We start from the raw sequence: 12,544 nt of genomic DNA, 5'->3' as shown, positions 1-12,544 counted from the left end.
ATCCACCGGGAGGCCGCACCACTCCCTCAGGGACGGCAGGCAACCACATCCGCCCCGGCAGGGACGGCGCGCGGCCAGGTGAAAGCCGAAGGGCCGGAACCGGAAGCCGAAGCAAGACCAGCAAGACCAGCAGGGCCAGCAGGGCCAGCGAGGGAAGCAAGTAGAGCAGCGGGAAGGAGGCGACCAGGCGCATGAGGACACGACCATGCACACGAACACGGACATGGACATGGACATGGACAAGAGCGCAACCGAGCCGAACTCGGCGGCTGACCGCTCCCGTGCCGCCGACCGCCCCGCCGCTGCGGCATCAGGCCGGACCCACCCGGCCCTGCCGGAAGCGACCACCGGCCCGGCCCCGGCGACACACCGCCGGAGCCTCGCCCACCCTTCCCTCGCTGCCGGTTTACACCCGAACCCAATCCCTACCCGAATTCGGGCACGCAACCCCGAACCCCGCCCCGCCATTCCTTGTTGACGGATTGAAGCCGGGCCGAACCCCCGCCCTATCCCGGCTGTCGGCTTTCGGATCGGCCCTGTCGTCCCGTCGCTGATCACTTGTGGCGGAATCGAAAATATCGCCGAGCGCGCGACGGCGACCGTAGCAATCACACCGGCTCGTCCGGACCGCGCTGCGATCTTTGACCGCACCGGCCCCCGACACCGATGCGGCCCCTGGCCTCGCCGTCGCTGAGCCTTTCCACACAGGGTCGGGGGCGAGTCCACGGCCGCACACTGACCGGCACTTCATAGTCAACTCCTTGCGCGTTACGGCTCAGTGAGGTGCGCGGCGAGCCGCCTGACCGTGTCGGCGAGTTCTGCTGGCTCGATGACGGCCACCGGGGCGGTGAGCGCAATGCGGGCGACGGTCATGGCAAGTCGGCCGAGATCCTCGCTGCGGATCTGGACGCGACAAGCGTCCGCCTCCATCTCGATCGGCGTGTGGTCCACCCATCGGAGCGCACTCTCGAGTTCGGCGAACGCGGCGTTGACGGCGATCTCCGCTTCATAGAGTCGCGGTATCGAGCCGAGTGAGCCTGCAAGAAAGCTCGCCGCATCGCCTCCTGGGATCTGGCGGGACGTGAAATGACCGCCCGCCGGCTGGGGCTCTCGGAGCCGATCCAGACGGAACGTGCGCCAGTCGCGGCGTTGTTGGTCCCATGCCACGAGATACCAGCGTCGGCCGGCGGTGACGAGTTGGTGCGGTTCAACGAGCCGTCGGCTGTTGTCGCCATCGTGTCGTCGGTAGTCGAAACGAACCTCCTCACGGTCTCGACACGCCGCGGCGAGCACACTGAGCGCTTCGGGATCGATGATGTCGTCGTCGGCTTCCCGCCGTATCGAAGCGACGTTCGAATGCAGCGTCGACACCCGTCGGCGCAGTCGATGGGGCAGGAGTTGCTCGATCTTCGTCAGGGCGCGCAGCGAAGTCTCTTCCATCCCGACAATGGCGGCCTCCGCGGCGTAGCGCAGCCCGACGGCTAGTGCGACGGCCTCGCCGTCGTCGAGGACCAGGGGCGGCAGGTGCGCCCCCGTTGCAAGCCGGTAGCCCCCATGCTTCCCCGGCGTGGCATCGACCCGATAGCCGAGATCGCGCAGTCGGTCGACGTCACGGCGCACCGTTCGCTCCGTGATCTCGAGGCGTTCGGCGAGTTCGGCACTGCGCCACAACCGATGGGTCTGGAGGAGCGAGAGCAGTTGCAGTGCCCGACCGGTGGGATCTTTCCGCATTTTCTCAGTCTGCCACCTACCGAGGACCGATCTTGTCCGCAATGCGTCTTACGGTGGTGGCAGCCGGATCTCCCGACCGCCTCGAAAAGCAATGGAGGAAATGCAATGTTCAATCCCACCGATTTTCCCGAGCCCACCGTCATTTCGGTCAACGGGGTGGACCTCGAAGTGTTCGAAGCAGGCCGTCGAAACACAGGTACACCCATTGTGCTGTGCCACGGCTGGCCGGAGCATGCCTTCTCCTGGCGCTATCAGGTGCCTGCCCTGGTCGCAGCCGGCTACCATGTCATCGTCCCGAATCAGCGAGGTTACGGCAACTCATCCCGTCCGAACGGAGTAACCGACTACGACATTGAACACTTGACGGGCGATCTCGTCGCGCTGCTCGATCACTACGGATACGAAGACGCCACGTTCGTGGGCCATGACTGGGGAGCAATGGTCGTTTGGGGACTGGCCTTGTTGCATCCAGACCGAGTGAACAAGGTGATCAACCTGAGCCTGCCTTATCAGGAGCGCGGAGAACAGCCCTGGATCGAGTTCTTGGAAGCCGTGTTCGGAGGCGACTTCTATTTCGTCCATTTCAATCGGCAGCCGGGCGTCGCGGACGCCGTGTTCGAGGGCAACACTCTCCAGTTCCTTCGCAACATGTACCGGAAGAACGAACCCCACACCGAGCCGCAGCCGGGTATGGCGTTGATCAATCTCGCCAGAGCCGCGACACCACTCGGCGAGCCCGTCATGAGCGACGACGAACTGGCCGTCTTCGTCTCGGCCTTCGAATCATCGGGGTTCACGGGCAGTATCAATTGGTACCGGAACTTGGACCGCAACTGGCGGCTGCTGGCAGATGTGGACCCGATCGTCCGTCAGCCCACCCTCATGATCTTCGGCGACCGGGATCCGATCTCGAGGTCTGAGAATCTGACAGCGTTCGTGCCCGACGTTGCAGTGGTCAATCTGGATTGCGGTCATTGGATCCAGCAGGAGAAGCCGGAGGAGACCAACCGAGCGATGCTGAAATGGTTGGAACATCAGGTCAACCGTTAGCGCTCGTGTTACCGGTCGGGGCGGAGTCCGGCCTCGTAGGCGATGAGGGCCGCTCCGACTCCACTGTTCGGAACTCTGTCAGAGGTTCGTAGGGTTGTCGATCCAGCCGCCGATGAGGATGAGCCCTGAGGGGCGGTGGCGGGCGAGGTAGGCGAAGGGGCGGTCGAAGGTGATCACCGCGCGCCGGTGCCGATAGGTCAGCTCGGGAGGGGCCGAGCCCATCCAGTCCATGCCGAATGCGGTGATCGCCGCGGCCTCGAAACCGGTGGCGCTGAAGACCGCGGTACAGGCCTGCTTGGCCTGACTGACATAAAGGCGTTGGGCGGCAAGGCGGTCGAACTGGGCGAACTCGTCGTCCGAAGCGAGTTCCAGGCCGAGCGAGGCGGCGTCTTCGAGGAGGTCGAGGTCGCTGTCGACGCTGAACGCGGGTACGACGGCGTCGGTCTCGGGGGTCGTCTGCGGCTGAGGCGCCTGATAGTCGCGGAAGATGATCCCGATCGAGGGCGCGTCCGTGTCGAGTTTGCCTGCGGGGCGGCCCCACTCGGGATCGGCGATGGCGTCGATGAGGGTTGAGATGACCGCCTGGGGCGAGAGCTCCTCGCGGCCGAGCGCCAGCAACACGTCGATGTCATCGTTCCCCGGCACCGTCAGCACCGCCGCGTCCTCGCTGACGCGCAGTACCTCCTCGTAGTAGGTGGCCGAGAGGGGCTTGCCTCGGCCCTGCCAAGGGCCGCTTTGGAAGGGCCCGTGCCATTCCAGGAACGGGATCCGCCATTTGGTGCGCACCGACAGGGCGCTGGCGAGGAGCAGTTCGATCGCTTCATCAAGGCTGATCGGCATCTTCTTGATGAGGCCGCCCGTGTTGCGATCGGCCCAATCGTCGAGGACGGGCCGGTCGATCGAGGGGTTCCCGGTGAGGGAGCCGATGGCCTCGGCGGGCAGGCCCGCGACCCACTCGGGGTCGAGAGTGACACGGGAACCGGCCCAGGCCGCCAGCGCGAGGTTGAGGGCGGGGGCCGAGCGGACGGCGTCGATGAGTGCGGCGGGGAGGCCGGCGGCCTGTCCGATGTCGATCCCGGCGGCTTCCAGCAGCTCGTCGAGGGTGGCTTCGACGGCTCCGGTGGCGAGGACGGCGAGCAGCGGCCAGATGCCGAGGCCCGAGGCGACGGCGGGCACTTCGCTGCGGCCGGTGAGCCAGCGCCGGGTGAGTTCGTTGGCGGCCGTGACCTCGTCGGCGGTCAGGGCATCCTGCAGGGTGGTCTGCTCCATGCCCCGGATGCTAGCGGCCGCATGCGCGCTAATTCGCTTGCGCGGCCCCGGCAGCGGTTCTACCCTCGGGCACATCGTCGGGTCAGACGTGTCAGTCCTCGTTGCAGAAGGAGATCGCAATGCGCCAAGCCTCGGAGTGCTTCAGCCGATTCCAGTCGAACTCACTCTCGAGGACTTGCAATGTCGTATCTGAATCTGGGGATTCTCGCCCACGTCGACGCCGGTAAGACCAGCCTGACCGAGCGGCTGCTGTTCAACGCGGGCATCATCGACCGTGTCGGCAGCGTCGACTCCGGAAGCACGCAGACCGACTCCATGGATTTGGAGCGGCGCCGCGGGATCACCATCCAGTCGGCGGTGGTGGCGTTCCGGTTGGACGATCTCACCGTCAATCTCATCGACACCCCCGGTCACACCGACTTCATCGCCGAGGTGGAGCGGGCGCTGCGCGTGCTCGACGGCGCGGTCCTGGTGGTCTCGGCCGTGGAGGGTGTGCAGGCGCAGACGCGCGTCATCTTCCGAACGTTGGAGCGGCTCGGGGTGCCGACGCTCCTGTTCGTCAACAAGGTCGATCGGCGCGGTGCGCGCGAGGCGGACCTGCTGCGGGACCTGGTCGAGATGCTCAGCCCGCGGCTGCTGCCGATGGGCACCGTCCGCGATATCGGTGGCGGGGACGCCGCCGTGGAGCCGTTCGCGTTCGGCGACCCGGTGTTCACCGATCAGGCGATAGAAATGCTGACCGCGGGCTCGGACGAGTTCCTGGCCGCGTACCTCGACGATCCCGAGGTGCTTGACTGCGAGGCGGAGCTGGCGGCGCAGGTGCGGGCGGGCCGGGCGCACCCGGTGTTCTTCGGGTCGGCCGTGACGGGCGCGGGGGTGGCGGCCCTGACTGAGGGGATTCGGCGTTATCTGCCGGTCCCGCAACGGGATCCGGAGGGCGAGCCGGTCGGGACGGTGTTCAAGGTGGAGCACGGCCATGCGGGTCAGAAGGTCGCGTACCTCCGGTTGCACAGTGGGCGGATCGCGCCGCGTGAGCAGCTCACGACCTTCCGCCGGGTGGACGGGACCGTCGAGTCGTTCGAGGGCAAGGTGACCGGGGTCGAGGTGTTCGCGACCGGTACGGAGACGGTGACGGCCGTAGCGGAGCCGGGATGCATCGCGAAGGTCAGGGGCCTCACCGAAGTCCGTATCGGTGACGCGATCGGGTCGAAGGAGGCGCTGGCGAGCGGCGGGTTCTTCACGCCGCCGACGCTGGAGACGGTGGTTCGACCGGCCGATCCCGGCGACCGCATCCCGCTGAACCGGGCGCTGCTGAGCCTGGCCGAGCGCGATCCGCTCGTCGACCCGCATTTGGACGAGCTGTCGGAGGAGATGGCGGTCCGGCTCTACGGCGAGGTGCAGAAGGAGGTCGTGGCCTCGCTCCTCGACGAGGAGTTCGGCATCGCCGTCGAGTTCGAGGAGACGCGGGCGATCCACATCGAGCGTCCGGTCCGGACGGTCGAAGCGTTGCACGAGATGGGGCCTTGGCAGCAGACGCCGCACCTCGCGACGGTGGGCCTGCGGCTCGAACCCGGCGAGCCGGGCTCGGGTCTGCGGTATGCGCTCGAGGTCGAGCGGGGTTCACTGACGCGAGCGCTGCGCAACGCGGTCGAGGAGACCGTGCACAAGGTGTTGCGGCGCGGCCTGTACGGCTGGGTGGTCACCGACTGCCGGGTCGAGCTGACGGCGACCGGCTACATCGGCAAGGCGAGCACGGCGAACGACTTCCGGGCGGTCACCGCGTTCCTCCTCGACGGGATGCTCAAGGAGGCGGGCACGGTAGTCTGCGAGCCGGTCAACAGCTTCCACGTCGAGTTCCCTGCGGGAACCGGCAACGCGGTCTTGAAGACGCTCGGCGAGGCCCGGTCGAACATCAAGGGCCAGTTCTCGACCGAGACCACCGGTTATGTCTCGGGGTTCATGCCGACCGAGGCCGTCCACGGCGTCGAGCGGCGCCTGCCGGGCATCACCGAGGGCCTGGCGCTGTTCACGACCGAGTTCGCCGAGTACCGGGCGGTGTACGGCACGCCGCCGAGGAGAGGTTAGGGATCGCCTTGGAAGTCGTCCGGATCGAGGACCGATGGGAAGCCCGCGACGGGTCGGGCCGGGTCGGGACCGCGCACGTGTGGGACCGTCCGGACGGGAAGCGGTTCGTGTGGTTCGATCCGATCGAGTCGGGGGGGGGCGCGGGGGGGGGCGACGCGACCGGCCCGGCCCCGCCCGGGGTCGAACAGGCGGGGGGGGGGGTGGCGCCCCCCCGGGGGGGGCGCCCGCGGGGGGGGGGCCCCCCCGCCCCCCCCCCCGGACCGGCCGGTGTACTCGCTGGCGGACGTTGATGAGAAGGGGATGCACCGGCGGCTCGCGGCCGCCGGTTTCGTGGGCGAGCGCTACGAGCACGACTGGACGCTGCCGGTCGCGACGGCTGCCGAGTGGAGCGACGAGGCGCTGGCCGAGTTCACGATCGGTCCGCCTGAACGCTTCGGCATGGATGCGGTGCGACGCTTCGACGACGAAATGCGCGGCGACGTTCCGGGGCTGCGCGGCTGGCGTTCGAGCGCCGCGTTCTGGGCGGAAGAGCATGGCGGGTCCGCGTACGATCCGGCCGTCTATCCGGTCGCGTGGGATCCCGCGGCCGGGCGCTTCGCCGGGATGGTGCGGGTCTGGATGATGGATGACGGTCCGCGCCTCGGCTTCGTCGGTGCAGCGCGGCCGTACCGAGGTCGTGGTGTCGCGGCGGCCCTGCTCGGCGTAGCGTACCGGGTGCTTCGGGAACGCGGTCACGCCGAGGTGGTCACCGAGAGCGATGCGGCGAATCCGGCTTCGAGAGCGCTGCTGGAGAAGGCGGGAGGCACGATCTGCGGCGGGACGATCGAGTTCATCCGGCACTCATGACGCGGGTGCCGGTCACGCAGGAGAGCGCGGACAGCGGGAGCCGCAGCCTGGCCGCCGTGAACGCGGCGGTCGCCACCGCGACCAGCGCGCCGACGATGACGTGTTCGAGGCTGAGCCAGCCGTCCGCCTGCACCGAGGTGGCGGTCAGGGCCGGTGTCCACCAGAGGACGGCCAACCCGGCTCCCGCCGGGACTCACCACAGCGGTCTCCCGGTGTTCAGGTCCGATCGGCGCGTTCGCTGATGCGGGCAAGGCGTTCCTCAAGGGCCGCTTCGACTTCGAGCCATTCCGGTCGGGTGATCGAAAAGATGGCGGAGTCACGGAGGCGGCCGTCTTCGCCGGGGGCCCAGGAGCGGGACCAGTTGCGCAGGACGCCTTCGAAGGTCGCGCCCACCGCTTCGATGGCGGCGCGGGAGCGGGCGTTGCGGGCATCGGTCTTGAGGTCGACGCGTTCGACGCCGAACGCGGTGAAGGCGTGGCGGAAGAGCAGGAGCTTCGCCTCGGTGTTGAGGCCGGTGCCCTGGGCGGAGGCGGCGAGCCAGGTGAAGCCGACCTCGATCGCGTACAGGCCGCGGTCGGGGAGCGAGCGCGGGTCCCAGAAGGCGGTCGCGCCGACCGCGCGGCCGGTGGCGAGGTCGATCTGGGCGTAGGGGGCGAGTCTGCCCTGCGCGTGGCGTTCGAGCTGCTGGTCGATGTAGTCGTGGACTTCGCCGGCTCGCGGCACCCATGTGAACCGGTACGGGTCGCGGTCCTCCTCGGCGGCGGCTGCGAGGTCCGGTGCGTGGCGGTGTTCGAGGGGTTCGAGGCGTACGCGGTCGCCTTGGAGAACGGGGCCTTTGAGCAGCGGTTCCATGGACGTCAAGGGTAGGGGCGGGAGCGGGCCCGGTCGCGCGGGTTTCATGCTGCGGGAGCGGCGGACCGGTCCGCGGACCACCGTGTAGAAGGGGTGGAACGCGGGCATACTCTCTGATCGTGCAAGTTCGGAGGGGTAGGTGAGTCGGATCGAGACCGCTGACGTCGTCGTGATCGGGGCCGGGATCATCGGTGCCGCGTGTGCCGAGGCGCTCAGCGCCGCCGGCATGCGCGTGCTCGTGGTCGACCGCGGCGCCCCCGCCGGAGGGACCACGGCCGGGGGCGAGGGCAATGTGCTCCTGTCGGACAAGGCCCCCGGGCCGGAACTGGATTTGGCCGTCGCATCGCGGCGGCGGTGGCCCGAGCTGATCGAGTCGCTGCGGGCCGAGCTCGGCGACGAGGTCGCGCGGGTCGAATGGGAGCCCAAGGGCGGCCTGGTGGTCGCCTCCGACCGGGACGCCATGGGGCCGCTCTCGATCCTCGCCGAGGCGCAGCGCGCAGTCGGCGTCGAAGCGGTCGATCTGACGCCCGGCGAGGCCCGCGCGATGGAGCCGTACCTGACCGAGGACATCGCCGGCGCGGTCCACTACCCCGGGGACGCGCAGCTGCAGCCCGTGCTCGCCGCCACGGCGATGCTCGCGGCCGTGCGCGCCCGGGGTGGCGAGGTGCGCGGCTGGACCGAGGCGCGCGGCCTGGTCTTCGACGGTTCCGGGAGAGTCGCGGGGGTGCGCATCGGCGACGAGACGATCGGGTGCGGCGCGGTCGTGAACGCGTGCGGGCCGTGGGCCGGGCATTTCAGCGTCGCGGCGGGCGCGCCGATCGAGGTGCTGCCGCGCCGGGGCATGGTCCTGGTGACGGCCCCGCTCCCCCACGTGGTGGGCCGAAAGGTCTATGCCGCCGATTACGTTGCGGCCGTTGCGAGTTCGCATGTGGATCTGCAGGTGTCGGCGGTGGTCGAGTCGACCGCGACGGGCACGGTGCTCATCGGTTCGAGCCGCCAGCGCGTCGGTTTCGACGAGGCGCTGCAGGTCGAGGTGCTGCGGCGGTTGGCGCGCAGCGCGGTGAAGCTGTTCCCGGTCCTGGCGGGCGTGCCGGTCATGCGGACGTACGGCGGTTTCCGGCCGTACACGCCCGACCACCTGCCGGTGATCGGTGAGGACCCGCGGTTCGCGGGGCTGTGGCACGCGTCCGGGCACGAGGGCGCGGGCATCGGGCTGGCTCCGGCGACGGGGCGGCTGCTGGCGGATCTGATGTGCGGGCGCGAGCCCGAAGTGGACCCGGCCCGGTTCAGGGTGGACAGGCCTGCGGTGATGGCGGAGGTGCGGACGTGAGAGTGCGGTTCGACGGCGTGGAGGTCGAGGCCGAGGAGGGCCAGACCGTCGCGGGGGTGCTGCTGGCGAAGGGGATCCGCTCGTGGCGGACCACGCGGGGCGGGGACCGTCCACGGGGACTGTTCTGCGGCATCGGGGTGTGCTTCGACTGCTTGGTGAGCGTGAACGGCGTGCCCGATGTGCGGGCGTGCCAGCGCGTGGTCGCCGAAGGCGATGAGATCCGCACGCAGGCCGGGGCGGAGCTGCCGTCATGAGGCGCATCGTGGTGATCGGCGCGGGCCCGGCGGGGATGGCGGCGGCGAGTGCGGCCGCGCTGCACGGCGTCGAGGTGGTCCTGGTCGACGCGGGCGCGAAGCTCGGCGGCCAGTATTTCCGGCAGGACGCGCTCGCGCCGGGCGACCGGTTCAAGCTGCCCTCGAATGTGGAGCATGTGGCGAACGCGGCCGTGTGGGCGATCGAGCCGGTCGACGGGGGGCATCGCGTGCATCTGCGGGTCGGGCCGGCCGACGGACCGGCCCGGCGGGGCCGGGCGGTCGAGGCGCGGGCGCTCGTGCTCGCCACGGGCGCTTACGACCGCGCGCTGCCGTTCCCCGGCTGGGACCTGCCGGGGGTGTACACCGCCGGTGCGGCGCAGGCGCTCGCGAAGGGCCAGGGTGTGGCGGTGGGCGACCGGGTCGTGGTCGGCGGGACGGGCCCGTTCCTGCTGCCGGTGGCGGCGTCGCTGATCGGCGTGGGCGCGCGGGTCGTGGAGGTCGCGGAGGCGAACGCGGCGGTGACCGGGTGGTTGGTGAACCCTGTCGGGGCGCTCGCGGGCTGGTCGAAGAGCGGTGAGCTGGTGCGGCACGCGGGGACGTTGGCCAGGCACCGGGTGCCGTACCGGTCGCGGACCGCGGTGATCGAGGCGCACGGCAGCGAGTGCGTGGAGTCGGTGACGGTGGCGCGGCTCGATGCCCTGTGGAATCCCGTGCCGGGTTCGGAGCGGCGGCTCGAGGCGGACGCGGTGACGGTCGGGTTCGGGTTCACGCCGCAGTTGGAGCTGGCTTTGGCGGCGCGGTGCCGGGTCGAGGACGGGTTCGTGGTCGTCGATGCGGCGCAGGGGACTTCGGCTCCGGGGGTGTTCGCGGCCGGGGAGCTGACGGGCATCGGCGGGGCGGATCTGGCGGCGTCCGAGGGCACGGTCGCGGGTGCCGCGGCGGCGAAGTTCGTCGGCGCGGCGGTCGAGCCCCCCGTTCGGGCGATGGCGCGGGTGCGGTCGGGCCGTCGGTTCGCGGCGGCGTTGAACGCGGCGTACCCGGTGCGGTCGGGCTGGCATGACTGGCTGCGCGACGACACGATCGTGTGCCGGTGCGAGGAGGTCACGAAGCGCGCGCTGTTCCGGGCCGTGGACGAGCGGGACGTGGGCGGGGTGCGCTCGCTCAAGCTCGTGAGCGGTGCGGGACTGGGCCTGTGCCAGGGCCGGGTGTGCGGCCGGAACGTGGCCGAGCTGGTGGGCGTGGACGGGACCGGTTTCGCGAAGCGGCCGATCGCGTCGCCGATCCGGTTGGCGGAGCTGGCCGAGGAGGAGCCCGTGGAGACGCCGGTCGACGCCGAGGAGTCCGGTCGGGCGCTGGGCGTCGAGTACTGACGATGCAGTGCCCGACCGGATGCCGTGTCAGGCGCGGTTGGGCAGTTCCGTCTCGGCTGCGGGGAGGCGGACGGCGGCGTCGATGAGCTTCGCGACGGCGTCCGCGGGAACGGGTGTGCCGGGGATCCGCGCGACCCAGGCGAGGAAGTCGGGGACGCCTTCGGCGGGCGTCTCCCCCAGGTAGGGCACCACGTACACCGGCGTGTCCGGCGCGCTGCGCCAGCTCTCGGCGAGGGAACCGGTGTCCACGGTGTCCCAGCCGAGGACGTCCAGCAGCCGCGCGGCCTCGTGCTTCGCGGCGGCGTCGTCGCCCGCGATGGGGAGTGCGCTGCGGTCGGGCGCGCCCGTGGGCCGGGCGAGTGCGGGGATGAGGCTGAACGCGATGTTGTTGAAGGCCTTGACCACTCGGGACCGGGGCAGGCGCTGCTGCAGCAGTGCGCTGGAGGTGAGTTCGTCGGTGTCGAGCTCGGGCAGGTTCCCGTCGCGCTGCGGGTAGTAGTTCCCCGTGTCGATCACGGTCTTGCCCGCCAGCGCGTCGACGGGGAGCCGGTCGAGGGCCGTCAGCGGGACGGCGAGCACGACGAGGTCGGCGTCGCGGGCGGCTTCGGCCGGTGTGGCCGCGCGGGCGTTGGGGCCGAGGTCGGCGACGAGTCCGGCGAGGGTCTCGGGGCCGCGCGAGTTGCTGAGGACGACCGCGTATCCGGCTTTGACGGCCAGGCCCGCTATGGCGGCGCCGATCATGCCGCTGCCGATGAATCCGATGGTTCCTTGCACTGCTGTACTCCGTTCGTGCGGATGGAGGCTTTCCGTCGAACAGCCTGAGGGGTCCGCGGCGGGCCTGCCAGGACTCCGGCTTGCGTACTCACGGCGTGATCACCCTCGGCGGGTACGGTTGCGCCCATGGACAACCGGACCGAGTTGCGTGAGTTCCTCAAATCTCGGCGGGCACGACTGCGCCCTGTCGATGTCGGGCTGCGCGACTACGGTCGGGTGCGTCGGGTCGCGGGGTTGCGGCGTGAGGAGCTGGCCCGGTTGGCGAGCGTGAGCATCGCGCACTACACGCGCCTGGAGCAGGGCAACGGCGAGTCCGTCTCGGACGAGGTGCTGGACGCCATCGGGGCGGCGCTGCAGTTGGACGCCGACGAGCTGGCCTATTTCCATGCGATCGCGCGGCGGCCGCGCCCGTGCTCGGGGTTCAAGCACCCCGAGGCGGTGCCCGAGGGCCTGCGGTTCCTGCTGGAGTCGCTGCCGCTGACGCCCGCGCTGCTGGTGGGGCCGCAGACCGAGCTCGTCGGCTGGAACGACCTCGCGGTCGCGGTGTTCGGCGATCTCGCCGCGATCCCCGAGGACCGGCGCACGCTCTCGCATCTGCTGTTCACCGAGCCGGGCGCGCGGGAGCTGCACGGGGCCGGCTGGGAGCAGGTCGCGCGCGACCACGTGGCGCACCTGCGCTTCCTGTTCGGACGCTTCAGCGGGAGTGCCGAGATCGCCGCGCATCTCGAGGACATGCTCGAGTCGAGTGCGGAGTTCGCACGGATGTGGGCCGAGCACCCGGTGGCGCAGACGCGGACCCGGACCCATGTGCTGCACCATCCGGTCGCGGGCGAGCTGACCCTGCACGCCGAGCGCATCGCGCTGCCCGACCGGCCCTCCTGCTACGGCTTGGACCTCTTCGCCGCCGAACCGGGATCGGCCTCCGAGAAGGCCCTGCGCGCACTCGGCGGCGTGTAGCGAGGCCGCCTCGGCGGCGCGCACCA

At 70.2% G+C, this 12,544-nt stretch carries 12 protein-coding genes; 7 read left to right on the top strand and 5 right to left on the bottom strand.

Features of this window, described 5'->3' with window-relative positions; genetic code table 11:
- Nucleotides 1-768: 768 nt before the first annotated feature.
- Nucleotides 769-1,731 carry a YafY family protein gene (locus JHY01_RS10285; protein ID WP_275889742.1) on the bottom strand — a complete coding sequence of 321 codons (963 nt, stop codon included), beginning with the start codon at nucleotides 1,729-1,731 and terminating at the stop codon, nucleotides 769-771.
- A gap of 105 nt (nucleotides 1,732-1,836) precedes the next feature.
- On the opposite strand from JHY01_RS10285, the gene JHY01_RS10280 reads away from it, so the two are divergent.
- Nucleotides 1,837-2,781, top strand: a complete 945-nt coding sequence (locus JHY01_RS10280) for an alpha/beta fold hydrolase (RefSeq protein ID WP_205325542.1) — start codon at nucleotides 1,837-1,839, stop codon at nucleotides 2,779-2,781.
- 78 nt (nucleotides 2,782-2,859) lie between these two features.
- Here JHY01_RS10280 and JHY01_RS10275 read toward each other — a convergent pair whose 3' ends face one another.
- A complete protein-coding gene (locus tag JHY01_RS10275; RefSeq protein ID WP_205325541.1) occupies nucleotides 2,860-4,050 on the bottom strand; it encodes a serpin family protein in 1,191 nt (396 codons plus the stop codon).
- A gap of 180 nt (nucleotides 4,051-4,230) precedes the next feature.
- On the opposite strand from JHY01_RS10275, the gene JHY01_RS10270 reads away from it, so the two are divergent.
- Both JHY01_RS10270 and JHY01_RS10265 read left to right on the top strand, forming a co-directional pair.
- A complete protein-coding gene (locus tag JHY01_RS10270; RefSeq protein ID WP_205325540.1) occupies nucleotides 4,231-6,135 on the top strand; it encodes a translation factor GTPase family protein in 1,905 nt (634 codons plus the stop codon).
- Between the two features lie 267 nt (nucleotides 6,136-6,402).
- Entirely contained in the window at nucleotides 6,403-6,981 is a 579-nt protein-coding gene (locus JHY01_RS10265; protein WP_205325539.1) for a GNAT family N-acetyltransferase, read from the top strand.
- On the opposite strand, the gene JHY01_RS10260 is transcribed toward JHY01_RS10265, so the two are convergent.
- Both JHY01_RS10260 and JHY01_RS10255 read right to left on the bottom strand, forming a co-directional pair.
- Nucleotides 6,965-7,156, bottom strand: coding sequence for a hypothetical protein (locus JHY01_RS10260; RefSeq protein ID WP_205325538.1), 192 nt, complete (start codon nucleotides 7,154-7,156; stop codon nucleotides 6,965-6,967). The genes JHY01_RS10265 and JHY01_RS10260 overlap by 17 nt on opposite strands.
- Before the next feature lie 41 nt (nucleotides 7,157-7,197).
- Entirely contained in the window at nucleotides 7,198-7,833 is a 636-nt protein-coding gene (locus JHY01_RS10255) for a GNAT family N-acetyltransferase (protein ID WP_205325537.1), read from the bottom strand.
- A 148-nt stretch (nucleotides 7,834-7,981) separates the two neighbouring features.
- Here JHY01_RS10255 and JHY01_RS10250 point away from each other — a divergent pair, with 148 nt between their 5' ends.
- The 3 genes from JHY01_RS10250 to JHY01_RS10240 are packed head-to-tail and all read left to right on the top strand — an operon-like array spanning nucleotide 7,982 to nucleotide 10,787.
- Complete coding sequence (locus JHY01_RS10250; protein WP_205325592.1) at nucleotides 7,982-9,163, top strand: FAD-dependent oxidoreductase; 1,182 nt, start codon at nucleotides 7,982-7,984, stop codon at nucleotides 9,161-9,163.
- The gene (locus JHY01_RS10245) at nucleotides 9,160-9,417 is read left to right on the top strand and encodes a (2Fe-2S)-binding protein (RefSeq protein ID WP_205325536.1); all 258 of its coding nucleotides are present in this window, start codon (nucleotides 9,160-9,162) and stop codon (nucleotides 9,415-9,417) included. Before JHY01_RS10250 ends, JHY01_RS10245 begins: the two co-directional genes overlap by 4 nt.
- Nucleotides 9,414-10,787, top strand: coding sequence for an FAD/NAD(P)-binding oxidoreductase (locus JHY01_RS10240; RefSeq protein WP_205325535.1), 1,374 nt, complete (start codon nucleotides 9,414-9,416; stop codon nucleotides 10,785-10,787). The genes JHY01_RS10245 and JHY01_RS10240 overlap by 4 nt, the downstream gene beginning before the upstream one ends.
- A gap of 27 nt (nucleotides 10,788-10,814) precedes the next feature.
- Here the strand turns inward: JHY01_RS10240 and JHY01_RS10235 are convergent, their stop codons facing one another.
- Nucleotides 10,815-11,561 carry an NADPH-dependent F420 reductase gene (locus tag JHY01_RS10235; RefSeq protein ID WP_205325534.1) on the bottom strand — a complete coding sequence of 249 codons (747 nt, stop codon included), beginning with the start codon at nucleotides 11,559-11,561 and terminating at the stop codon, nucleotides 10,815-10,817.
- A gap of 126 nt (nucleotides 11,562-11,687) precedes the next feature.
- Between JHY01_RS10235 and JHY01_RS10230 the strand changes: the two genes are divergently transcribed.
- The gene (locus JHY01_RS10230) at nucleotides 11,688-12,518 is read left to right on the top strand and encodes a helix-turn-helix domain-containing protein (protein ID WP_205325533.1); all 831 of its coding nucleotides are present in this window, start codon (nucleotides 11,688-11,690) and stop codon (nucleotides 12,516-12,518) included.
- Nucleotides 12,519-12,544: the final 26 nt, after the last annotated feature.

The organism is Glycomyces sp. YM15 (assembly GCF_016918015.1).
In the GTDB taxonomy this organism is placed as follows: domain Bacteria; phylum Actinomycetota; class Actinomycetes; order Mycobacteriales; family Micromonosporaceae; genus Glycomyces.
The sequence above is the reverse complement of the archived record's forward strand: the minus strand, read 5'-3'. Positions and strand labels throughout refer to the sequence as shown.